Below are 22,373 nucleotides of genomic sequence, written 5' to 3'. Positions count from 1 at the left end.
ACGGTTTCCTTCAATGACTTCAAAGAGATAGCTGCATATTATTGATTGTAGGACCCGTTTTGCGCGAAGAGTTTTTCCAATTCGGTCCAGATGCCGCGGTGGTCCGCGATGGACACCGAGAACCGCAGCATGGTGGACGGCGCCTGCGACGGGGAGAACAGCGTGCCCGGGGCGAGCAGCATGCCGCGATCGGCGGCCTCGCGGGCCACCGCCTCGGTGTCTCGTCCGCAATCGGCCCAGACGAACATGCCCGCGTTCGGCTCGTGGTGCACCTTCAGCCCCAGTTTCAGCAGCCCCTTCATGCAGCGCTGGCGCGCGTCGTCGACCCGCAGGCGCACGCGTTCGATATGGCGCCGGTACTGCCCTTCCATGAGCACCCGGTGGACCACGCGTTCGCCCAGCTCGGGCGAGGTCAGGCCGGCCAGCATCTTCAGGTCGGCGAGTTTTTGCAGGATCTCGGGATTGGCGGCCACATAGCCCACGCGCAGGCTGGCGGCCAGCATCTTGGAATAGCCGCCCACGAGGATCACGCGGTTCAGGCGGTCCAGCACGGCCAGCTTCATCGCGCCGCCCGGGTGCAGCTCGCCATAGGTGTCGTCCTCGACCACCATGAAATCGTGGCGTTCGGCGATGCGCAGGATGTCGTAGGCCGCCCCCGCCGACAGCGTGTGGCCGGTGGGATTGTGGACCGCGCTGTTGACGATGAAGAGCTTGGGCTTGTGCTGCGCGGCCAGTTGTTCGAGCAGCGCGATGTCGGGGCCGTCCGGGCCGCGCGGCACGCCGATGAGGCGCGCGCCGAAAGCGGCCAGGCGGCCGAAGATGACGAACCAGGCGGGGTCCTCGACCAGGACGGTGTCGCCCGGCTTGACCAGGTGCCGAGCGATCAGGTCGAGCCCGTGGGTCACGCCGTTGGTCGTCAGCAGATTGAGTTCGGGATGCGCCGGCACGCCGTCGTTCTGCAGGGATGCGGCGATCTGCTGGCGCAGCGGCGCGAACCCCTGGGGATGGCCGTAACTGACCAGTTGGGCGCGCACCGAGCGGCCCACGGCGCGCACGGCGCCCGCCACCATTTCCGGATCCAGCCAGTCCGCGGGCAGCAGGCCCGCCCCGCCCGGCATGCCGGGCGCGTTGGATTCGCGGAACATGCTGCGCAGCAGCCAGGCGATGTCCACGCGGGCGGGCGGCGCCAGGGAGCTGGGCGCGGCGGCGGCCGCCGCCGCCAGCGGGCCGCTGCGCGCCCGCACGAAAAATCCCGCGCCCCGGCGCGACTGCACCAGCCCGCGCGCCACCAGCCGGTCGTAGGCCTCGACCACGGTGAAGCGGCTGACGCCCGACTGTTCGGCCATCTTGCGGATGGACGGCAGCCGGGTGCCCGGGCGCAGGCCCTGCTCGTCGATGCGGCGGGCCAGGCCGTCGGCCAGTTGCGCCACCAGGGTGGCATCGGCCTGGCGCACGGGTTGCCAGGGCATGGAGGACGCGGGAGCGGAAGCAACTGTCATGGAGTTTCTACCAGGCCAGTGGTTAAGGTGACATGCTAATGTGTACCGGTACTGTACCGATGACTATGCGTAGAGTGACAGCAATACCGCAAGCCCGCAACTGCGGGCGGCCGCAAGGCCCTTCCGTGCCCAATCTGGTGGCTGTCATGACCCGTCCCGCGCTTTACCCCCCGTCCCCGGCGACCCCCGCCGCATCCTCGTCCCTGCTGGAAGGCTACGGCTACGGCTTCCTGGGCGTCCTGGTTTTTTCGCTGACGCTGCCGATGACTCGGGTGGCGGTCGCCGAGTTGGCGCCCCTGCTGGTCGGCCTGGGGCGCGCGCTGATCGCCGCCGTGCCCGCCGTTGCCCTGCTGTGGCTGACGCGCAGCCGCCGTCCCAACCGCCAGGAATGGCCCGGCGTCATCCTGGCGGCCGTGGGCATCGTCGTGGGCTGGCCGCTGGCCTCGTCGCTTGCGATGCAGACCGTCTCGTCTTCGCACGGCGCGGTATTCAACGGGCTGCTGCCGCTGTCGACGGCGGCTTTCGCGGCCCTGCGCAGCGGCGAGCGCCCCTCGGCCGCGTTCTGGGGCTGGGCTGTCGTGGGCGCCGCGCTGGTCACCACCTATGCGCTGCGCCAGGGCCACGGCACGCTGGCGGTCGGCGACCTCTGGCTGCTGGTGGCGGTGGTGCTGGGCGGAATGGGCTATGCCGAAGGCGCAAGGGCCTCGCGCACGCTGGGCGGATGGCGCACCATATGCTGGGCGCTGGCGATCAGCGCGCCCGTGGTGGCGGCGCCGGTGGGCTGGATGGCCGCGCAGGCCGGCTGGCCCAGCGCGGCGGTGGTTTCCGCCTGCGCCTACCTGGCGTTCGGCTCGATGTTCCTGGGATTCTTCGCCTGGTATCGCGGCCTGGCCGCGGGCGGGATCGCCCGGGTCGGGCAGGTACAGTTGCTGCAGCCGTTCCTCACGGTCGTGGCGGCTGCATTGCTGTTTGGCGAATCCGTGGAGCCGGCGACGTTCCTGTTCGCCGTCGCCGTGATCGCCGTTATCGCCGGCGGACGCCGCGCCATTGTGAGGACCGCAAAATGAGCATGTTTCCCGCCAACTGGGCCGAAGTGCCCCTGGCTTCGCTGTCGCTGCTGGGCCCGCTGGCGCTGTTCGCGCTGGTCAGTTCCATCACGCCCGGCCCGAACAACGTGATGCTGGCGTCGTCCGGCCTGAACTTCGGCTTTCGCCGCAGCCTGCCGCATCTGCTGGGCGTGAACCTGGGCTTCACCCTGATGATCTTCCTGGTGGGCATCGGACTGGGCTCGGTCTTCCAGCAGGTGCCCGAGCTGTACACCGTGCTGAAGTACGCGGGCGCCGCCTACCTGCTCTACCTGGCCTGGAAGATCGCAAATTCGGGCGGCATGGATGACGGCCAGGTCCGCGGCAAGCCCTTCACGTTCCTGCAGGCGGCCGCCTTCCAGTGGGTCAATCCCAAGGCCTGGGTGATGGCCGTGGGCGTGGTGGCGACCTATACGCCGCAGAACGGCTTCTTCGCCAACCTGGTGATCGCCACGGTCGTCTGCGGCGTGGTCAACCTGCCCAGCATCGGCATCTGGGTGACCTTCGGCACGGCGCTGCGCCGCGTGCTGCACAAGCCCGCAGCGATCCGCGCCTTCAACGTCGGCATGGCCTTGCTGCTGGTGGCCTCGCTGTATCCGGTCGCCCTGGAACTGCTGCGCTGATCCGGCGTCAGGCCAGGAGGCCGACGACCACGGCCGGCGTGACCAGCACATTGAACAGCCCCGCCATCACCATGACCAGGCCCGCGACGGCGCCCTCTTCGGCCGCCAGTTCACGGGCCTTGGCCGTGCCGGCCCCGTGCGCGCCCATCCCGAACAGGGCGCCCCGCGCCAAGGCCGACCGCAAGGGCAGCCAGCGGCGCATGAGCTGGCCGATGGCCGCGCCGAACACGCCGGTGACGATCACGAACACGGCGGTCAGGTCGGGCGCCCCGCCCACATGGGACGACACCGCCACGGCAAACGGCGTGGCCACGGAACGCGGCAGCAGGCTGAGCCGGAGATCCGGCGGCAGGTCCAGCAGGCTGCCCAGCATCCACGCGCTGGCCCCCGCGATGGCGCTGCCCACGGCGACGCCCGCCGCCAGCACGGGCCAGTAGCGGCGGATCAGCGCGCGCTGCTCGTACAGCGGCAGCGCGAACGCCACGATGACCGGCCCCAGCATCGCCATCAGCCAGTGCGAGCCGGACATGTAGTCGCGATAGCCGGTATGCAGCGCGATGGCCAACGCCAGCAGCAGCGCCGGCGCGACCACCAGGGTCGAGGTCCACCAATAGGCGTAACGGCGATAGAACAGGCGCGCGCAGACGTAGGCCAGCACCGTGGCCGCGGGCCAGAACAGCAGGTTGAATTCAGACGGCATGGCGGTTCATCCAGCGATAGCAAAGATCGATGGTCAGCGCCGTGCCCGCCATGACGAGGGCCGTTCCCAGCAGGATGACGAGCAGCAGCTTCAAGCCCAGCAATCCCAGGAATTCGCGGTGGTCCAGCAGCGACATGACGGCCGGCACGAAGAACAGCAGCATTTCGCCCAGCAGCCAGCTTGCGCCCCGCTGCACATTGCGCACCCGCAGCCGCCGCGTCGCCAGCAATATCAGCACCAGCGCCATGCCGATGACCCCGCCGGGCACGGGCAGCCCCAAGGCTTGCGCCAGCGCCTGCCCCAACAGCGAAAACAGGACGATCAACGCGATTTGCAGCAAACGGCTGCGGCGCAGCGTGCTGCGCAGGAGGATGGTGTGGCGAGGGCGAGGCATGAGGCAGATTCCAACGGCAAGCTGATGTTTTACGCCCGCGACGCCTATAGATAAAATGAATTCGATGAATCCAACATATTCCAAATTGGCATAATCATGGAACTGCGTCCCCTGCGCGCCCTGGTCGAAGTCGTTCGCCAGGGCGGTTTCTCCCAAGCGGCCAAAGCCATCTACGCCACCCAGCCCACGGTGAGCAAGGCCGTGCGCCAGCTGGAGGACGAGCTCGGCATGCCGCTGCTGGACCGCCACGCGCAGCCCCTGCGCCTGACCGCGGCGGGCGAAATCGTGTATCGCCGGGCCCTGGCCATGTTGGCCGAACGCGAGGATCTGCACGCCGAGCTGGACGAACTGAAGGGCCTCACGCGGGGCGTGCTGCGGCTGGGCCTGCCGCCGCTGGGCAGCAGCTCGCTGTTTGCGCCCATGTTCGCGCGCTTTCGCAGCCGCTATCCGCAGATCGAGATCAGCCTGGTCGAACACGGCAGCCGCCGCCTGGAAGAGATGGTGATGGCCGGAGAAATCGAACTGGCGGGGTCGCTCCAGCCCGTGCCCGACAACTTCGAATGGCAGCCCGTGGCCCGCGAGCCCCTGGTGGCGCTGATGCCCGCCGATCATCCGCAGGCGCGAGCGGATTCGGTCGGGCTGCGCGAGTTGCGCGACTCGCCCTTCATTCTGTTCGAGACGGGCTTTGCCCTGAACCGCATCATTCACGACGCCTGCCAGCGGGCCGGCTTCGCGCCGGCCATCGCCGCGCGCAGCGGCCAGATCGATTTCATCGTGGCGCTGGTGGCGGCGGGACTGGGCGTGGCCTTCCTGCCGCGCATCAAGGCCAATGAAGAGCTGCATGCGGGCGTCGCCCGCGTGCCTTTGCGCGATCCGGGGACGGATTGGGAAATGGTGCTGGTGTGGCGCCGCGGCGGCTACCTGTCGCACGCCGCGCAAGCCTGGCTGGCGCTGACCCGCGAGGTCCATCCCGATACGGCGTGAACGCGGGACGCTGGGCTCATCGGCCCGCCGCGGGGTATGCTGATGCCGGAACCCCGCCGGACCCACAGGGTCACACCAGTCATGCCCGCCCTGCCCCGATTCTCTCCCCGCCGACTGTTCGTCGCCGTCCTGCTTGCCGCCACCGGCGTGGTGGGCTGCACGCAGCTGGATTCCTGGCAGCGCCAGACCATCTTCTCCCCCCAGGCGGAACCGCAGACCTGGTGGCGCGAGCCCGCCGCCGGCACCGAAGTGTTCGATCTGACGCTGGACAACGGCGACAAGGTGCGCGCCTGGTACTGGCAAAGCCCGCAGGCGAATGCGCCCACCGTGCTGTACCTGCATGGCGCGCGCTGGAACCTGAACGGCAGCGCGTTCCGCATCGACGGCTGGGCCCGCATGGGCTATTCCGTGCTGGCGATCGACTACCGCGGCTTCGGCGCGTCCTCGCCGCGCTTGCCGTCCGAGGAAAGCGCGCTGGAAGACGCCATGGCCGGGCTGGCGGAACTGGCGCGGCGCCAGCCCGACCCGGCGCGCCGCTTCGTCTACGGACACAGCCTGGGCGGCGCCATCGCCATCGATCTGGCCGCCCGCCCCGAACAGCCTGACTTTGCAGGGCTGATCGTGGAATCCAGCTTCACCAGCATCGGCGCGATGCTGTCCACGCTGCGCTGGGGCAAGGTGCCGGGGGCCAGCCTGCTGGTCACGCAGCCCTTTGCCTCGGTGGACAAGCTGGCGCAGATGCACACCCCCATGCTGTTCCTGCACGGCACCGCCGACCGCGTGGTGCCGCACACCATGAGCGACGAGCTCTTTGCCGCGGCGCGCAACGTGGCGCCGGACCTGAAGCGGCTGGTCAAGATCGAAGGCGCCTCGCATTCGGGCGCGTTCCGCAGCGGAACCCAGTACGAGACCGCCGTGAAGACCTTCATGCAGGACGCCAGCGGCGCCTACCAACGCAAGAAAGGCTGACGGCCTTGGGCCGCCGGGAAAACCCGAGCCCGGGAAACTCCCATATCAAAATATCTTCTAAATATATTTAACGGATATTAGACTTTGGTCCTGCTCGCCGCTCCGCCATTGAAGCGACGGCATCTTGAGGAGAACCGAGTTGAGTAACGTGCGTTGGCAGGGCGTATTTCCTGCCGTAACCAGTAAGTTCCACGCCGACGAGACCCTCGACTTCGAAGCGATGCGCAAGCATTTCGGCTTCCTGATCGACAACGGGGTCCACGGTCTTGTCACCTGCGGTTCGCTCGGCGAAGCCAGCACCCTCACCCTGGAGGAGAAGCTGGAGGTGACGCGCTGCGCGGTGGAAGTCAGCGCCGGCCGCATTCCCGTCCTGGCCAACGTGTCCGAAACCAGCACCCGCGAGGCGCTGCGCTTCATCAAGGCCGCCGTGGACCTGGGCGTGGACGGATTCATGCTCATGCCCTCGCTGATCTACGTGGCCGATGCGCGCGAAGCGATGCAGAGCATCCGCACCATGGCGCAGGCCGCGCAGAAGCCCTGCATGATCTACAACAACCCCGTCGCCTACCGCGTAGACCTGAAGACCGAGCACATGGTCGAACTGGCCGACTGCGAGTGGCTGGTGGCCATCAAGGAAAGCAGCGACGACGTCCGCCGCCTGACCGACCTGCGCAATGCGCTGGGCACCCGCTACCAGCTATTCATCGGCGTGGACGACCTGTCCTTCGAGGCGCTGGCGCTGGGCGCCGACGGCCTTCTGGCCGGCCTGGTGACCGCCTTCCCGCGTGAAACCGTGGCCTTGTACGAGCTGATGAAGGCCGGCAAATGGCAGGACGCGCTGGCGCTCTATCAGTGGTTCACGCCGCTGCTGCACCTGGACGTCTCGACCAAGCTGGTGCAGAACATCAAGCTGGCCGAAACGCTAGCCGGCGTGGGCAACGAGCATGTGCGCCGCCCCCGCCTGCCGCTGGCGGGCGCCGAGCGCGAACGTTGCGCCGCCATCATCCAGGCCGCGATGGCCAAGCGCCCCCCGCAGCACCAGTCGAAGTAAGGACAGGCCCCGCAAGCAGCACGAACCCTCAGGCGCGTGGCGAAGCCGCGACGCGCCGGGGCCTGTCCTCCCGCACGCCCAACGGACACCATGCAAAGCGACATCATCCTTCAGACCCGGGGCCTCACCAAGGAATTCCGCGGCTTCGTGGCGGTCAACAACGTCAACCTGAGCGTGCGCCGCGGCGCCATCCATGCGCTGATCGGCCCCAACGGCGCGGGCAAGACCACCTTCTTCAACCTGCTGACCAAGTTCCACATCCCGACGCGCGGCGAGATCGTGTACGACGGCGTGGACATCACGCAGGAGCGCCCGGCGCAGACCGCGCGCCGCGGTATCGTGCGCTCGTTCCAGATATCCGCCGTCTTCCCGCAGCTGTCGGTGCGCGAGAACGTGCGCGTGGCCCTGCAGCGCAAGCTGGGGGTGGACTATTGCTTCTGGCGGTCGGAACGCACGCTGGAAAGCCTGCACCACCGCGTCGAGGAACTGCTGGACCAGGTGGGCCTGCGCACGCATCTGGACGTGGCGGCGGGCGACCTGCCCTATGGCCGCAAGCGCACCCTGGAAATCGCGACCACGCTGGCGCTGGAACCGGAGCTGCTGCTCCTGGACGAACCCACGCAGGGCATGGGCCACGAGGACGTGGACCGCGTCAAGCACCTGATCAAGCAAGTGTCGGCGGGCCGCAGCATCCTGATGGTCGAACACAACATGAAGGTGGTGGCGGACATCTCCGACACCATCACCGTCTTGCAGCGGGGCGAGATCCTGGCCGAAGGCCCCTACGCGACCGTGTCGGAAAACCCCGCGGTGCGCGAAGCCTACATGGGAGCCGAAGATGAGTGAAGCCATGGCGGACGCATCCGCGAACATGCTGGAGATCCGCAACCTGCACGCGTGGTATGGCGAATCGCACATCCTGCACGGCATCGACCTGGACGTGAAGCCCGGCGAATGCGTGACGCTCCTGGGCCGCAACGGCGCCGGCCGCAGCTCCACCCTGAAGTCCATATTGGGCCTGGTGGGGCGGCGCAGCGGCTCCATCAAGGTCCGGGGGCAGGAAACCATCGGCCAGCCCCCTCACAAGATCGCGCGCCGCGGCATCGGCTACTGCCCCGAAGAGCGCGGCATCTATGCCTCCCTGAGCGCCGAGGAGAACCTCATGCTGCTGCCCGCCGTAGGGCCGGACGGCATGTCGGTGGAAGAGATCTACACCATGTTCCCCAACCTGAAGGAGCGCGCCCACAGTCCGGGCACGCGGCTGTCGGGTGGCGAACAACAGATGCTGGCGATGGCGCGCATCCTGCGCACCGGCGCCCGCTTGCTGTTGCTGGACGAAATCACGGAAGGCCTGGCTCCTGTCATCGTGCAGTCGCTGGGCCGGGTGATCCGGCAATTGAAAGAGCGCGGCTATACCACCGTGCTGGTCGAGCAGAACTTCCGCTTTGCCCAGCACCTGGCCGACCGCCATTACGTCATCGAGCACGGCCAGGTTGTCGCCGTGGTCGACCGAGAGGAAGTCCGGCAGTCGCAAGACCGGCTGAACGCCCTACTCGGCATTTGACGCCCCCCCTTCGCATTCCTTCCGACAGCAGTCCCCCTTCCTACTCGGAGCGTAGTCAGATGAAATTGAATCGAATCGCAGCAGCGCTGTTCGCCCTGGGCCTGGCCGGCGCCGCGCATGCCCAGGCCAAGGTCAGCGACGACGTCGTCAAGGTCGGCGTGCTGACCGACCTGTCCGGCGTGTATTCCGACCTGGCCGGCAACGGTTCCGTGATCGCGGCCCGCCTGGCCGCCGAAGAGATGGGCAACAAGGTGCTGGGCAAGCCGGTTGAAGTGGTTGCCGCCGACCACCAGAACAAGCCCGACGTCGCCGCCAACCTGGCCCGTGAATGGTTCGACCAGGGCAAGGTCGACATGATCACCGACTTTCCCACCGCATCCACGGCGCTGGCCGTCATGGAGATCGCCAAGCAGAAGAACCGCGTGACGATGCCGTCGGCCGGCCTGTCCACCGCGATCCTGGGCGAAAAATGCTCGCCGCTTAACGCCCAATGGACCACCAACACCTACGCGCTGGCGGCCGGCACCGCCCGCGCGCTGGTCAAGGAGGGCAAGAAGACCTGGTACTTCATCACCGCCGACTACACCTTCGGCCATTCGCTGGAAAAGGACGGGACGGAAGTCATCCAGGAAAACGGCGGCAGCGTGGTGGGCGTATCGCGCCACCCCTTCCCCGGCAATGACTTTTCCTCGTTTCTGCTGAAGGCGCAGGCGTCCAAGGCCGACGTGATCGCGCTGGCCAACGCCGGCAACGACACGGTCAACGCGGTCAAGCAGGCCAACGAATTCGGCATCAACAAGAAGCAGATCGTGGCGCCGCTCCTGACCTACATCTCGGACGTGCACAGCATGGGCCTGGCCAAGGCGCAGGGCATGTACCTGACCGAAGCCTTCTACTGGGACTACGACGACGCCTCGCGCGCCTGGGCCCAGAAGTTCTTCGAGAAAGCCAAGAAGATGCCCACGGCTTCGCAGGCCGGCGTCTACTCGGCCACCTTGTCCTACCTGAAGGCCATCGAAGCCGCCGGCACGGACGAGGCTCCCGCGGTGATGGCCAAGCTGCGCGAGATGACCATCAACGATGCCGTGATCCGCAACGGCAAGCTGCGCGCGGACGGCGCGCTGGTGCATGACATGCTGCTGCTGCAGGTGAAATCGCCCAAGGAGTCCAAGGCGCCCTGGGACTACTACAACGTGAAGTCGGTGCTCAAGGGCGAGGAGGTCTTCCCGAAGCCCCAGGCCGCGTGCTCGCTGATCAAGTCGTAAGGCCATGACGCGCCGGGCATGCGTGCCCGGCGCCGGCTGCCCCGTCCGCGGCGCGCATCGCCGCCGCACGCCTCCCGCAAACCGACGCGCCACGTCCGCCCCTGCCGCCTACTATGTTCGACATCTCGCTTTCCGCCCTGCTCGCCCAACTGCTGGTCGGGCTGATCAACGGCTGCTTCTACGCCATCCTGAGCATGGGGCTGGCCATCATTTTCGGCCTGCTCAACATCGTCAACTTCACGCACGGCGCCCAGTTCATGATGGCGGCGTTCCTGGCGTGGATCGGCTTCACGCAGCTGCCGCAGCTGCTGGGGCCCGGCGTGCAGATCAACTTCTGGGCCGCGCTGATCATCGCCCCGCTGCTGGTGGGCGCGGTCGGCATCGTGATCGAGAAGACGCTGCTCAAGCGGCTCTATCACCTGGACCACCTGTATGGGCTGCTGCTGACCTTCGGCATCGCGCTGATGATGGAAGGCGGCTTCCGCTACTTCTACGGCATCTCCGGCGTGGGCTATGAACCGCCCGAGATCCTGCAGGGCGGCTTCGACCTGGGCTTCATGTTCCTGCCGGCCTACCGCGGCTTCGTGGTGGTGGCGTCTTTGACGCTGTGCCTGCTGACCTGGTATCTGTTCGAGCGCACCCGCCTGGGCGCCATGCTGCGCGCCGGCACCGAGAATCCCAAGCTGCTGCAGGCCTTCGGCGTGAACGTGCCGGTGATGATCACGCTGACCTACGGCTTCGGCGTGGCGCTGGCCGGCGTGGCCGGGGTGCTGGCCGCGCCCGTCATGCAGATCAACCCGCTGATGGGGTCGAACCTGCTGAACATCGTTTTCGCCGTGGTGGTGATCGGCGGCCTGGGGTCCATCATGGGCGCCATCGTCACCGGCCTGGCGCTGGGCCTGCTGGAAGGCCTGACCAAAGTGTTCTATCCCGAAGCATCGACCGTGGTCGTCTTCATCGTGATGGCCGTCGTTCTGCTGATGCGCCCCGCGGGCCTGTTCGGCAAGGAGAAATAAGGTGTCGCGCATTCCCTTTTCGATCCGCATCCTGGCGGTGCTGCTGGTGCCCGCCTTGCTGGTGCCGTTCTTCCCGCAGATCATCTACCCCGTGTTCGTCATGAAGGTGCTGTGCTTCGCGCTGTTCGCGCTGGCCTTCAACCTGCTGACGGGCTTTACCGGCCTGGTGTCGTTCGGCCATGCCGCCTTCTTCGGCTGGGCTGGCTACGCCGCCGGCCAGATGATGATCCTGTTCGGCGCCCGGGGCCTGCCTCCCGAGATCGCCATGGCCTGCGGCGTGGCGATGGCGGCCGCCGTCGGCTATGCGATCGGCTGGCTCGCCATCCGGCGCACGGGCATCTACTTTGCGATGATCACCCTGGCGTTGTCGCAGGTGGCGTACTTCATGGCCGTGCAGGTGGGCTGGACGCGCGGCGAGGACGGCATGCAGGGCATTCCCCGAGGCAAGTTCCTGGGCCTGGTGGACCTGAGCGTGGACACCAATATGTACTACTACGCGCTGGGCGTCTTCGTGCTGGGCTTTCTGTTCGTCTACCGGGTGATCCATTCGCCCTTCGGCCAGGTGCTCAAGACCATCCGGGACAACGCGCCGCGCGCCATTTCGCTAGGGTACGATACGGATCGGTGCAAGCTGCTGGCCTTCGTGCTGTCCGCGTCGGTGGCCGGACTGGCCGGTTCGCTCAAGGCCCTGGTGCTTCAGCTGGTCGCCCTGAACGACGTATCGCTGGCCACGTCCACCGAAGTGCTGCTGATGACGCTGCTGGGCGGCATCGGCACGGTGTGGGGTCCCGTGGTGGGCGCCACGCTGGTCGTCAGCCTGCAGAACTATCTTGCCACCCTGGGCGATGTCGTCACCATCGTCATCGGGCTGATTTTCGTGTTGTGCGTGTCGTTCTTCCGGCGCGGGTTCGTCGGCGAATGGCTGGCCTACGCGCAGTGGCGCAAAACGAAGGAAAACAATAATTGATGGCAGGAGCAGAACCCAAACGGCGCGCCGCGGATGTCGCCTACGACCAGATCGAAAGCATGATCGCCACGCTGCAGCTGCAGCCTGGAAGCGCGGTCGTCGAAGCGGATCTGGTGGAGAAAACCGGCCTGGGACGCACGCCCTTGCGCGAAGCGCTGCTGCGCATGGTCGCGGCCGGCCTGATACGCCAGGAACCGCGCCGCGGCCTGCGCGTGTCGATGATCCAGCTTGCCGACCACATCGACCTGATCCAGACCCGCCGGGCGCTGGAGCAGCTGATCGCCGCCAGCGCCGCCCGGCGCGCCACGCCCGCCCAGCGCGCGCAGATCGTGGATTGCGCGGCGCAGATGATCCGGGCCTCGGAAGGCGGCAACCTGGACGACTACATGCATGCCGACCAGCTGCTGGATCATGTCTGCCACCAGGCCTGCCGCAATGCGTCGGCGGTGAACGCGGTGGAACCGCTGATCATCCAGTGCCGGCGCTTCTGGTACGCCTACCAGCACGAGGGCGATATCGCCGAGGGCGCCCGCCGCCACATGCTGATGGCCCAGGGCATCGCCACCGGCAACGAATCCGCGGCGATCAAGGGCGCGGATTCGTTGATGGACTACCTGGAGATGTTCACGCGCAAGGTGATTGACTCGTAGCCGCCGGCGCAGCTTCCACGCGGCCGCGGGCCAGCCACTTCATGACCCGGGGACGGGAGCGGTCATAGGCCAGGTTGTAGAAGAAGGCATAGGGCAGGTAGAACAGCACCAGGGCGATGTCCAGCAGGAAGGCCTCCCACAGGCTGATGCTAAGCCACCAGGCCGCCAGCGGGATCACGATCAGGATCAGGCCCAGTTCGAAGCCGAACGCGTGCACGACGCGGATCCGGAACGTGCGGGTCCAGCCCAGGCGGTTTTCGATCCGGTCGAAGCCGGCGTTGTAGATCATGTTCCAGACCAGGGCGATCCAGGCGATCACCGCCGTCAGCACGCCCATTTCGAACAGGGACTTGCCCATGGCCCAGGCCGCCGCCGGCGCGCACAGGCCGATGGCGAGGATTTCGAACAGAAAGGCGTGGAGGAATCGTTCTTTAAGGGTTTTCTTGGCTTGCGTCATGACCCACCTGAGGTCGGTTGCTACTGAATGGAAGCGATTTTCGACGATATTTCCGTTACGATAAAGATACTATCCATCGGAAATTCCGATAATTCATCAGATCGCCCCGCTCTATGCGCCACTCCCTGGAATCGCTCGCCGCCTTTGCCCAAGTCGCCTCCGAGGGCTCGTTTTCCGCCGCCGCCCGCAAGCTGGGCAAAAGCCAGTCCACCATCAGCGAAACCATCGCCAACCTGGAGGTGGACCTGAACGTGCCGCTGTTCGACCGCAGCCAGCGCCAGCCCTCGCTGACCGAGGCCGGCCAGGTCCTGCTCGGACAGGCCCTGCAGGTGCTGGCCGCCAACGACCGCTTCAACCGCAGCGCCAGCCAGCTGTCCGAAGGGCTGGAGCCCAGGCTTACCGTGGTGCTGTCCGACACCTTCCAGTCCCAGACCTTCGAAACAATGCTCACCCAGATCGACCAGCGCTACCCGGCGCTGCGCTTCGAATGCCTGATCGCGGAGTACGAGGACGTGGTCGCGCTGGTGCAGCAGGGCCGCGCGCATGTGGGCCTGATGGCGGCCCAGGACAGCTACCCGCCCGACGTGGCGCACGCCTGCCTGGCCGAGGTGTCCGAAATCGTGCTGTGCGCGGGCCGCAGCCATCCCCTGGCCAGCCTGCCCTCGGTGACGGCCGACCACCTGAAGACCGCGCGCGAACTGCGCCTGAGCACCTTCGAGCTGGACGCCAAGGAAGCCACGCCGGCCCATTCGACCTGGTCCGCGCCCGGCTATCTGATGCTGCTGGAAATGGCCAGCCTGGGGTTCGGCTGGACCGAGTTGCCGCGCTGGATGATCCAGCGCTTTGGCCGCGATCAGCTGGTGGAACTGAGCGTGCCGGGCTGGCCGCGGCACATCCGGGTGGACGCGGTATGGTCCACGCGCCGCGCGCTGGGGCCGGCCGGCGCCTGGCTGCTGCAGAGCCTGACGCGGGGATAGGCGCGGTTGCTCAGCGCGCCGCGGCGGGCAGGCGCGAGATGCGCACGCCGTTGACGCCGAGCCAGTGGCCCAGCCCCGGGCTGGCCAGCACCTCGAACTCGGTGCGCCGCTGGCGCGCCATGGCGCCGTCGTCCTTGCCGCCCAGCGCGGGGTGGCACATGAGCAGGTCGCCGTCGCGCGCGTTGAACAGCCAGTGCTGCAACAGGCCGGCGTAGCGCCGCCTGCCGCCCTCGAATCCATAGACGCCCAGCAGGCGGCGATTGGTGCGCAGGCCGTTCTTGCCCGCCTCCCGCGCCAGCGCCGCCGCGCCCAGCGCGCCGATCAGGCGCGCCTTGACCGATTCCTTCAGCGGAATGCCGCACTGCATGCCGGGCGTGGTCCGGCGCAGCCACGGCAGGCGGGCCGCATAGCGCTGTCCGAGCAGCGACAGGATGCGCTCGCGGATGCCGGGCAACTGATGCACATGCCGGTGTCCGTCGACGTAGTCCGGCGCGCGGCCGAACGCCGATTCAAAGGCGTCGAACTGCCGGATGAGCTGCGCGTTGATCCAGGCCGCATCCAGCAGGCCGGCGTAGGCCTTGAGGATCAGCGTGCCCAGCGCCGGCATCGGCCCGGCGTCGGCGCCCAGCGGTTCCGTGAGGTTCACATGCAGGCCGACATCCACGTCCAGCGCGGCCAGCCGGCGCGCATTCGCGGCAAAGGTGGGCCCGTGCGCCAGGCAGCTCACGGCGCTGACGCGGCCCATGCCGGCCAGCGCGATCAAGCCTTCATCGATATCGGCATTCATGCCAAAATCGTCCCCGCAAACCACCACGCGCTTATTCATCGCTTCACCTCGACATACCGTCACATCACATTCCACATGCGCACCCTGCTTCGGCAAATCGGCCTGTTCGTCGCAGTCGGCTGCGCGGCGGCCGCCACCCATTGGGCCGTTGCCGTGGGCTGCGTGGAAGCGTTCGGCGCCCCGCCGCTGGCCGCCAACCTGATCGGCTGGCTGGCCGCCTTCGCGGTGTCCTTCGGCGGTCATTACCGGCTCACGTTCCGACATTCATCCATACCCTGGACGATAGCGGTCCGTCGTTTCTTTCTTATTTCAGCCATCGGCTTCGCGATCAACGAATCCGCCTACGCCTGGCTGCTGCACGCCACCGACATCCCGTACGACACGCTGCTGGCCCTGATCCTGATCGGGCTGGCGTTCGCCACCTTCATCGCCAGCCGGCTGTGGGCGTTCCGCCACAAACCCGCTGCCTGAGGGCCGCGTTCGCCTCCACGCGCCACACCGCGTTCACCACGCCGCCGGCCTCGGGCTGCAAGCCTTGCAGCGGCGCGTAGACCGCGCCGTCCGCGTGCCTGCCCCACACCCAGAAGCGCGCGCCCTCCGGCGCCGCGCACAGGCGGGCGTTGAACTGCGCGGCGCTGATCAGCACCTCGCGCCCGGTGGCCGGATCGAACTTCGCGGCGTCATGGAGCTCCTTGCGCCAGTTGTCCCGCGCCGTCACCTCGGGATTGAGCCAGTCGTCCACCACCCAGGCGGGCCGCGGGGCCCGGGCATATAAGGCCAGATCGAAGGGATAGGCATGCAGCGACACGAAGGTGTCGCTTGGCCGCGCCTGCGCGCGCACGGCTTTTGCCAGCGGCGCGGCGCTGCCGCGCGCATTGCCGGCGGCCACGCCCACGGCGACGACGCACACGCCGGCCGCGACGGCGGCGCCGATGCCCGCCAGCCGCGGCGTGACGGTATCGGCATCGGCGCGCCACGCCGCCAGGATGACCTCGGCCAGCAGGAAGGCCAGCGGCGCCAGCGCGGGCAGCGCGTAGCCGATCAGCTTGGAATGCGGCAAGGAAAAAAACGCCACCACGACGACGAACCAGGCGACGGCCAGGCGCCGCAGGTCGCGCGCCGGCCCCTCGGCCCAGAATGCGCGGCGCAGGATGCCGCCGCCCCACAGCGACCAGGGCAGGCTCAGGCCCGCCACCACCGGCAGGTAGAACCAGAAAGGCTGGGCATTGTTGAAGCCGGCGGCGGCAAAGCGCTGGAAGTGCTGGTAGACGAAAAAGTAGTCGTAGAAGCCGGGATACCGCAGCTGCATCAGCGCGAACCACGGCGCCGCGGCCGCAAGGAAGACGAGCAGCGCCGGCGGCCACAGCAGCGCGCGCAGGCCGCGCCAGCGCCGCCCCCACGCCAGCCACGCGAGCAGAATGGCGCCGGGCAGCGCCACGCCGATCAGCCCCTTGGCCAGCACCGCCAGCGCGGCCAGCAGGGCGGCGGCCACCGACATCCAGCGATGGGCCTGGCCGCGCTCGGCTCGCAGCACGGTATGCGCCGCGGCCAGCACGCACAGCGTGATCAGGCCGGCGACCAGCATGTCCAGGTTCGCGAACTGCGCGCCGCCATAGAAGAACGGCATGGTGGACAGGATCAGCACGGTCAACGTGGCGGCGGCGGCGTCGCGATAGCGCCGCACGAAGCCGTACAGCGCCGAGGCCGCGCCCCAGGCGGCCAGCCATGACGGCGCCCGCGCCGCCCACGGATGGACGCCGAACACCGAGAACGACAGTTCCGTCAGCCAGTAATAGAGCGGCGGCTTGTGAAAGTACGGCATGCCGTCCAGCAGCGGCACGGCGTGCGATCCGCTGCGCAGCATGTCCCACGCCACGCCGGCGTAGCGGCCCTCGTCGGGCAGCGTCAGCGGCCGTATCCAGGCCAGGCAGGCCAGCCAGGCGCCGACGGCGAGCAGGAACCATGCTGCCGGCGGGGTCCATTCGGAGCGCGCCGCGCGGGTGTGGTTCGCCATGATCAGCCTTGGGCCCGGCCGGCGGGGCGCCCCTGGCGCCTGCGCACCACGAACAAGGGGCGGCCTTTCACCTCGTCGAAAATGCGCGCCACGTATTCGCCCACCACGCCCAGGGAGATCAGGTTGACGCCGGCGAAGAACAGCACGGCGGTCACGATCGTCGTCCAGCCGGAAACCGGGTTGCCGGACTTCAGGTAGTCGCCCACGAGAAAGGCCGCATAGGCCAGCGCCACGGCGGCGAACGCCACGCCGACCAGGCTGACCAGGCGCAGCGGCCAGGTCGTAAAGGCGGTCAGACCGTCAAGCGCCAGGCGGAACAGGCGCAGTCCGCCATAGCGGCTGTCGCCGTGCATGCGTTCGTCGGGCGTATAGGGCAAGGCCTCGCCCTTGAAGCCGACCCAGGCATACAGGCCTTTCATGAAGCGCGTGCGTTCGGGCAAGGCGATCAGCGCGTCCACCACGCCGCGGTCCATCAGCCGGAAGTCTCCGGCATGCGCCGGAACGTCCACCCCGCGCGCGCTGCTGAGCAGCCGGTAGAACCAGCGCGCGCCGGATCGCTTGATCCAGGATTCGCCGGCGCGGGTCTCGCGCACGGCGTAGACCATTTCGGCCCCGGCGGCCCAGCGCGCCAGCATCTGTTCGATCAGGGCGGGGGGATGCTGCAGATCGGCGTCCAGGCAGATCACCACGTCGCCGCCGGCAGCCTCCAGGCCCGCACTGAGCGCGGCTTCCTTGCCAAAATTGCGGGACAGCTGGACGTAGCGGAATCCGTCGTGCCCGGTCCATTGCGCCATCAGCGCCTCGGTGTCGTCCGTGCTGCCGTCGTCGGCCACGATGACCTCCCAACTGCTGCACAGCGCGGCAAGGCGGTTGCGCAGCATGGGCAGCAGCACCCGCAGGTTCTCGCTTTCGTTCAGGCAGGGAATGACGCAAGTCACGCAGGCGTCGTACGGCGCGCTCGCCGCCGGCGCTGGCCATACCGATCTCAAGGGTAGCGGTGTGGCCAGGACTTGCTGCGCCCGAGAATCGGACCGGAATTGGATATGCATGAGGCTCTGGATACGGAATGCGGGGCACGATGGAAAGCAGTATGCGGAGGGCCTCGTCGAATTTTCATGAAATGCGCCCCTCCGAAGCGCGGCGCTGCCGGCCTCGCTAAAATGCGCCGGACTGCTTTTTTCACGGGATGTCATGCAATACCGAGTCCGCCCCATGCAGGCCAGCGATGTGGACGCCATCCTCGATGCCCAAGCCCTGGCCTACCCCCGGTTCCTGCTCGAAAGCGCAGGTTTTTTCCTGAATCGCCTTGCCCTCGCGCCGTCTTACTGCTGGGTCGCGCAAGCGGCGCGGCCGGACGCGCACGGAGTGTTGCTGGGCTATCTGATTTCCTACCCCTGGGACGCGGGCCTGCCGCCCGCGCTGGACGAGGCGCTGGCTGCGCTGCCGCCCGGCGCCGACCACTGGTTCCTGCACGATTGCGCGGTCGTGCCGACTGCCCAGGGCCTGGGCGTGGGCCAGGCCCTCGTCCGCGCGGCGGCCCAGGGCGCCATGCAGGACGGATTGCGACGTGCCAGCCTGGTGTCGCTGGAGTCCGCGGTCAGCTACTGGCTGCGGCATGGCTACGCGCCCGTCGCCGCCGATACCGGCGAACTGGCCGAGAAACTGGCCGGTTACGGGCCACAAGCCCGTTACATGTCGCGCGCGTTTGCGCTGTAGGTTCCGCCCTGGTCCGCCCGGCGACGCCGGCGCGGGCCTTCCGCCCCCTGTGTACACCACGACTCCGCAAGCCGTAAGATAGGCCGCAGCCCGCGAGCGATGCGGCGGCGACGGTACGGATAGCCTGAATTTGCCGCGCCCGGCAGGGCGCTAAGGTTCTTATGATTTCCCTTACGCCCGTTCAATCCCTTCTCGCTTGCTGCCTGGTGCTCGTCGTCGGACGCGTGCTGACCACCCGGATAGGGTTCCTGGCCCGCTACAGCATCCCCGACCCCATTGTCGGGGGCCTGCTCTTCGCGGTGCTTGCCTATCTGCTGTCGACCTGGGGCGGCGTGTCCGTCTCGCTGGAAACCAGCATCAAGCCCACCTTGCTGCTGCTGTTCTTCGGCTGCATCGGCCTGACCGCCAACCTGAAACTGCTGGCCAAGGGCGGCCCCCGGCTCATTGCCTTCCTGCTGGCGCTGATTCCGTTCCTGGTGTTGCAGAACGCGGTCGGGCTGGGCATGGCCTGGCTGCTGGACATGCATCCGCTGATGGGCCTGCTGGGCGGGACGATCACGCTGGTGGGCGGCCACGGGACGGGCGCGGCCTACGCCACGCGCTTTGCCGACTTCAACAATATCCAGGACGTGATGGCGCTGGCCATGACGGCGGCCACGATGGGCCTGGTGCTGGGCGGCGTCGTGGGCGGCCCGGTGGCGGAATGGATCATGCGCCGGCACAAGCTGTCGGGCAGCCTGGATCACGCCGCCGGCGCCGGCTCCCTCGCGCCGGACCTGAACGAAGCCCAGGAGCCCGCCACCGCCGGCTCGTTCATCGTATCCATGACGGCGGCCTTCGTCTGCCTGGTGGTGGGCGGCGCCCTGGCGGCGCTGGTCGAGGACGCCCCCGTCAGCCTGCCCAACTTCCTGTGGTGCCTGGCCACGGGCGTGCTCATCCGCAACGCCGGCCCGCTGGTGGGCATCAGGCTGGACGACCGCGCCACCGAGATCATCGGCACGATCGCCCTGTCGCTCTTTCTCGGCATGACGATGATGACGCTGGACTTGTCCAGCGTGGCCCGCCTGGCCGGGCCGCTGGCGCTGATGCTGGCGGTGCAGACCCTGTTCTGCGCGCTGTATGCCGCCTGGGTGGTGTTCCGGATGCTCAAGCGCGACTATGAGGCGGCCATCATGTCGGCGGCCTTCTGCGGCTTCGCGCTGGGCGCGACGGCCACCGCCATCGCCAACATGCAGGCGCTCACGCGCCGCCACGGCCCGGCGCCCGAAGCCTTCATCGTGGTGCCGGTCACCGGCGCGTTCCTGGTCGACATCATGAACGTGATCGTCCTGACCTCGCTGATCTCCTTGCCGTTCGTGGGAGGGATGTAAGCATGTTCAAACGCCTTATTGTTCTTGCGCTCTGCCTGATGCTGGCGGCCTGCGGCCGCGCGCCCGACACCGACGCCCTGCGCGCGGACGTCGAGCGCGGGCTGGCCGCCACCTATGGCCAGGACCTGTTCCGCATCGCCGGGCTCACGCGCATGGGTTCCGCCGCGGACAGCACCGCCCCGCCGGGCGAAACCCGCCGCGTGGTCTATTACGACGTGGAACTGGAGCTGGGCCGCGATATCGCGCTGGGCGCCTGGGATCAGCCCGGCGCGGCTTCGCTGGTGACCCTGCTGGGAGCCGGCCCGCGCAGCATCAGCGGCGTGAAATCCGGGGGCAACCAGGCCGGCGACCGCATCGTCGCGCACGCCAGCGCCATCTACCGCCAGGAAGGCGGCGACTGGAAGCTCGTGACGCCCGCCGGATTCAAGGCCGCCGAAGCGCCGTCGCTGGATACCGGGGCCCCGCCGCCCGTGACGCGCCAGCTGCTGGACACGCTGGACCAGATCACCCATTCCGTCGCCTACAGCGCTTCCAGCACCGCCCAGCATGTGGTGCAGCAGGAGCTGGAGCGGTCGGTCGCCCGCATCAACGGCCGGCTGTCCCGGCTGCAGCAGGGCTATCCGCTGGCCGGAGGACCGGATCGCGGCGAATACCTGGCCTTTGCGCGCGCCCTGAGCGACGTGGCGCGAGCCCGGCAGATCCGGGTGTCGCCCCTGATTACCGGCGGCGGCGCCGACAACATCGCGCTGCTGCGCAGCGGCGACGCCGTGGTCGGCCTGGCCCAGGCCGACACCGCGCGGCTGGCCTATGAGGGCAAGGGCCCGTTCGCCGGCCAAGGCCCGTTCACGGGCCTGCGCGCGCTGGGCAGCCTTTATCCGGAAATGGTCCACATCGTCGTCCGCGACGATCCCGCGCTGCGCGGCGTGCAAGACCTGAAGGGCAAGACGATCGCGCTGGGCCCCGAAGGCTCGGCCGTGCGCACCACGCTGGAGAAGGTGCTTGCCACCCATGGCCTGCAAGCCGGCCGCGACTACAAGGTGGCGGACACCCCGTTCGCGGCCTCGCTGCCGGCGCTGCACTCCGGCGCGGTGGACGCCGCCGCCCAGGTAATCGGGGTGCCGGCCACGCCGCTGCGCGACGCGCTGATCCCGGCGCAGCTAAAGCTCCTGCCCTTGGACCCCGCCGCCATCAAGGCGCTGACGGCGGCAGACAGCGCGCTGATGGCGCTGGACATCGCCCCAGGCACCTACCCCAACCAGCCGGAGCGGATTCCCACCGTCGGCATGGCCGCGCTGATGCTCACCACCGCCGACCTGACGCGCGATGAGGCGCTGGTGGTCGTGCGCGCGGTGTACCAGGCCGGCCAGGACCTGCTGGCCGCCGGCTCCGCCCAAGGCGCCCAGGTGTCCACGGCCACCGCCCGGCGCGGCCTGACCGTGCCGCTGCACGACGGCGCTGAAGAAGGAATCGCGGAGTTGGAGCATGCCAAACCGCGTTGATGCCGGTTGCGCTTATGATGGCGCTCCTTATCAGGAATTCCCATGAATAAATTCGATCTCCAAAAGACCCAGGCCTTGAAGCTGGCTGGCCAGCTCAAGCAATCCGCCACGCCGGACCGCTTCGGCGTCGCCTCGCAGGCGCCCGACCGCCGCGAACAGCGCAAGCTGGACCAGGCCGCCGGCCTGGTGCCGTTCCCGCTGAAGCTGTCGCAGGCGCACGCCGACAAGCTGCGCGCCCTGGCGGCCGAACGCGGCGTCTCGACCAACGACATCGTGGCCGAAGCGCTGCAGAAAGCGCTGGACGCATAAGCACCCATGCACATCTGGGTCGATGCGGACGCCTGCCCCGCGGTCATCAAGGACATCCTGTTCCGCGCAGCGCAGCGCTGGCAGGTTCCGCTCACGCTGGTGGCCAACCAGGCGCTCTACACCCCGCCCTCGCCGCTGATCCGCGCCGTGCAGGTGCCGCGCGGCTTCGACGTGGCCGATGCGCACATCGTCGAGCGCGCGGAAAAGGACGACCTGGTCATTACCGGCGACATTCCGCTGGCCGCGCAGGTGCTAGAGAAAGGCGCAATGGCGCTGAATCCGCGCGGCGAACGCTATTCGCCGGAAACCATCCGGGAACGGCTGGCGGTGCGGGACATGATGGAAGAACTGCGCGCAAGCGGCGTGGACACGGGCGGCCCGCCCGCTTTCAGCCAGGCCGACCGCAAGGCGTTCGCGAACCAGCTCGATACCCTGCTGGCGCGGGTTGCGCGCCAGGCGGCGCAGAAAGGCTGAGTC

Annotated in this window: 25 protein-coding genes; 18 read left to right on the top strand and 7 right to left on the bottom strand. The window is 68.1% G+C overall.

From position 1 onward, the window contains the following. Positions 1 to 38: 38 nt before the first annotated feature. Complete coding sequence (locus ACFWP0_RS22585) at positions 39 to 1,499, bottom strand: PLP-dependent aminotransferase family protein (RefSeq protein WP_377845839.1); 1,461 nt, start codon at positions 1,497 to 1,499, stop codon at positions 39 to 41. A gap of 146 nt (positions 1,500 to 1,645) precedes the next feature. Here ACFWP0_RS22585 and ACFWP0_RS22580 point away from each other — a divergent pair, with 146 nt between their 5' ends. Beyond that, positions 1,646 to 2,566 carry a DMT family transporter gene (locus ACFWP0_RS22580; RefSeq protein ID WP_377845838.1) on the top strand — a complete coding sequence of 307 codons (921 nt, stop codon included), beginning with the start codon at positions 1,646 to 1,648 and terminating at the stop codon, positions 2,564 to 2,566. Beyond that, entirely contained in the window at positions 2,563 to 3,207 is a 645-nt protein-coding gene (locus ACFWP0_RS22575; protein WP_377845836.1) for a LysE family translocator, read from the top strand. Before ACFWP0_RS22580 ends, ACFWP0_RS22575 begins: the two co-directional genes overlap by 4 nt. A 7-nt stretch (positions 3,208 to 3,214) precedes the next feature. Here the strand turns inward: ACFWP0_RS22575 and ACFWP0_RS22570 are convergent, their stop codons facing one another. Further along, positions 3,215 to 3,907: an LrgB family protein gene (locus tag ACFWP0_RS22570; RefSeq protein ID WP_377845834.1), complete on the bottom strand. Its 693-nt coding sequence runs from the start codon at positions 3,905 to 3,907 to the stop codon at positions 3,215 to 3,217. Then, entirely contained in the window at positions 3,897 to 4,301 is a 405-nt protein-coding gene (locus tag ACFWP0_RS22565; protein ID WP_377845832.1) for a CidA/LrgA family protein, read from the bottom strand. The genes ACFWP0_RS22570 and ACFWP0_RS22565 overlap by 11 nt, the downstream gene beginning before the upstream one ends. A 96-nt stretch (positions 4,302 to 4,397) precedes the next feature. Here ACFWP0_RS22565 and ACFWP0_RS22560 point away from each other — a divergent pair, with 96 nt between their 5' ends. The 9 genes from ACFWP0_RS22560 to ACFWP0_RS22520 all read left to right on the top strand — a co-directional run bounded on the left by ACFWP0_RS22560 (position 4,398) and on the right by ACFWP0_RS22520 (position 12,767). Then, positions 4,398 to 5,285, top strand: coding sequence for a LysR family transcriptional regulator (locus ACFWP0_RS22560; protein ID WP_377845830.1), 888 nt, complete (start codon positions 4,398 to 4,400; stop codon positions 5,283 to 5,285). A gap of 81 nt (positions 5,286 to 5,366) precedes the next feature. Next, complete coding sequence (locus tag ACFWP0_RS22555; RefSeq protein ID WP_377845828.1) at positions 5,367 to 6,254, top strand: alpha/beta hydrolase; 888 nt, start codon at positions 5,367 to 5,369, stop codon at positions 6,252 to 6,254. Positions 6,255 to 6,393: 139 nt separating this feature from the next. Then, positions 6,394 to 7,305 carry a dihydrodipicolinate synthase family protein gene (locus tag ACFWP0_RS22550; RefSeq protein WP_377845826.1) on the top strand — a complete coding sequence of 304 codons (912 nt, stop codon included), beginning with the start codon at positions 6,394 to 6,396 and terminating at the stop codon, positions 7,303 to 7,305. 90 nt (positions 7,306 to 7,395) lie between these two features. Then, the gene (locus tag ACFWP0_RS22545) at positions 7,396 to 8,151 is read left to right on the top strand and encodes an ABC transporter ATP-binding protein (protein WP_377845823.1); all 756 of its coding nucleotides are present in this window, start codon (positions 7,396 to 7,398) and stop codon (positions 8,149 to 8,151) included. Further along, complete coding sequence (locus ACFWP0_RS22540; protein ID WP_377845820.1) at positions 8,144 to 8,869, top strand: ABC transporter ATP-binding protein; 726 nt, start codon at positions 8,144 to 8,146, stop codon at positions 8,867 to 8,869. The genes ACFWP0_RS22545 and ACFWP0_RS22540 overlap by 8 nt, the downstream gene beginning before the upstream one ends. Positions 8,870 to 8,928: 59 nt before the next feature. Beyond that, complete coding sequence (locus tag ACFWP0_RS22535; protein WP_377845817.1) at positions 8,929 to 10,134, top strand: ABC transporter substrate-binding protein; 1,206 nt, start codon at positions 8,929 to 8,931, stop codon at positions 10,132 to 10,134. Between the two features lie 113 nt (positions 10,135 to 10,247). After that, complete coding sequence (locus ACFWP0_RS22530; protein ID WP_377845814.1) at positions 10,248 to 11,150, top strand: branched-chain amino acid ABC transporter permease; 903 nt, start codon at positions 10,248 to 10,250, stop codon at positions 11,148 to 11,150. Position 11,151: 1 nt separating this feature from the next. After that, on the top strand, positions 11,152 to 12,117 hold the full coding sequence (locus ACFWP0_RS22525; protein WP_377845812.1) for a branched-chain amino acid ABC transporter permease: 966 nt from the start codon (positions 11,152 to 11,154) through the stop codon (positions 12,115 to 12,117). Beyond that, positions 12,117 to 12,767 carry a GntR family transcriptional regulator gene (locus tag ACFWP0_RS22520; protein ID WP_377845809.1) on the top strand — a complete coding sequence of 217 codons (651 nt, stop codon included), beginning with the start codon at positions 12,117 to 12,119 and terminating at the stop codon, positions 12,765 to 12,767. The genes ACFWP0_RS22525 and ACFWP0_RS22520 overlap by 1 nt, the downstream gene beginning before the upstream one ends. On the opposite strand, the gene ACFWP0_RS22515 is transcribed toward ACFWP0_RS22520, so the two are convergent. Beyond that, complete coding sequence (locus tag ACFWP0_RS22515) at positions 12,742 to 13,224, bottom strand: multidrug/biocide efflux PACE transporter (RefSeq protein ID WP_377845807.1); 483 nt, start codon at positions 13,222 to 13,224, stop codon at positions 12,742 to 12,744. The genes ACFWP0_RS22520 and ACFWP0_RS22515 overlap by 26 nt on opposite strands. Positions 13,225 to 13,337: 113 nt before the next feature. Here ACFWP0_RS22515 and ACFWP0_RS22510 point away from each other — a divergent pair, with 113 nt between their 5' ends. Next, the gene (locus ACFWP0_RS22510; protein ID WP_377845804.1) at positions 13,338 to 14,201 is read left to right on the top strand and encodes a LysR family transcriptional regulator; all 864 of its coding nucleotides are present in this window, start codon (positions 13,338 to 13,340) and stop codon (positions 14,199 to 14,201) included. A gap of 10 nt (positions 14,202 to 14,211) precedes the next feature. Here ACFWP0_RS22510 and ACFWP0_RS22505 read toward each other — a convergent pair whose 3' ends face one another. After that, positions 14,212 to 14,988, bottom strand: coding sequence for a ChbG/HpnK family deacetylase (locus ACFWP0_RS22505; RefSeq protein WP_377845802.1), 777 nt, complete (start codon positions 14,986 to 14,988; stop codon positions 14,212 to 14,214). A gap of 75 nt (positions 14,989 to 15,063) precedes the next feature. On the opposite strand from ACFWP0_RS22505, the gene ACFWP0_RS22500 reads away from it, so the two are divergent. Continuing rightward, a complete protein-coding gene (locus tag ACFWP0_RS22500; protein ID WP_377845800.1) occupies positions 15,064 to 15,459 on the top strand; it encodes a GtrA family protein in 396 nt (131 codons plus the stop codon). Here the strand turns inward: ACFWP0_RS22500 and ACFWP0_RS22495 are convergent. Beyond that, complete coding sequence (locus ACFWP0_RS22495; RefSeq protein WP_377845798.1) at positions 15,413 to 17,002, bottom strand: ArnT family glycosyltransferase; 1,590 nt, start codon at positions 17,000 to 17,002, stop codon at positions 15,413 to 15,415. The two genes, ACFWP0_RS22500 and ACFWP0_RS22495, sit on opposite strands and share 47 nt — an antisense overlap. 2 nt (positions 17,003 to 17,004) lie before the next feature. Further along, a complete protein-coding gene (locus ACFWP0_RS22490; RefSeq protein ID WP_377845796.1) occupies positions 17,005 to 18,051 on the bottom strand; it encodes a glycosyltransferase family 2 protein in 1,047 nt (348 codons plus the stop codon). 163 nt (positions 18,052 to 18,214) lie between these two features. On the opposite strand from ACFWP0_RS22490, the gene ACFWP0_RS22485 reads away from it, so the two are divergent. From ACFWP0_RS22485 to ACFWP0_RS22465, 5 genes are all read left to right on the top strand, one after another. Then, positions 18,215 to 18,718, top strand: coding sequence for a GNAT family N-acetyltransferase (locus tag ACFWP0_RS22485; RefSeq protein WP_377845913.1), 504 nt, complete (start codon positions 18,215 to 18,217; stop codon positions 18,716 to 18,718). A gap of 161 nt (positions 18,719 to 18,879) precedes the next feature. After that, positions 18,880 to 20,088: a sodium/glutamate symporter gene (gltS, locus tag ACFWP0_RS22480; RefSeq protein ID WP_377845794.1), complete on the top strand. Its 1,209-nt coding sequence runs from the start codon at positions 18,880 to 18,882 to the stop codon at positions 20,086 to 20,088. 2 nt (positions 20,089 to 20,090) lie between these two features. Next, positions 20,091 to 21,587, top strand: a complete 1,497-nt coding sequence (locus ACFWP0_RS22475; RefSeq protein WP_377845791.1) for a TAXI family TRAP transporter solute-binding subunit — start codon at positions 20,091 to 20,093, stop codon at positions 21,585 to 21,587. A 42-nt stretch (positions 21,588 to 21,629) separates the two neighbouring features. Further along, positions 21,630 to 21,896 carry a hypothetical protein gene (locus ACFWP0_RS22470; protein WP_377845789.1) on the top strand — a complete coding sequence of 89 codons (267 nt, stop codon included), beginning with the start codon at positions 21,630 to 21,632 and terminating at the stop codon, positions 21,894 to 21,896. Between the two features lie 6 nt (positions 21,897 to 21,902). After that, positions 21,903 to 22,370, top strand: a complete 468-nt coding sequence (locus ACFWP0_RS22465) for a YaiI/YqxD family protein (protein WP_377845786.1) — start codon at positions 21,903 to 21,905, stop codon at positions 22,368 to 22,370. Positions 22,371 to 22,373: the final 3 nt, after the last annotated feature.

This window comes from Achromobacter sp. NPDC058515, assembly GCF_042721735.1.
Classification (GTDB): domain Bacteria; phylum Pseudomonadota; class Gammaproteobacteria; order Burkholderiales; family Burkholderiaceae_B; genus Achromobacter.
Note: the sequence above shows the minus strand (reverse complement) of the source record. Positions and strands in the feature narration are given on the sequence as shown.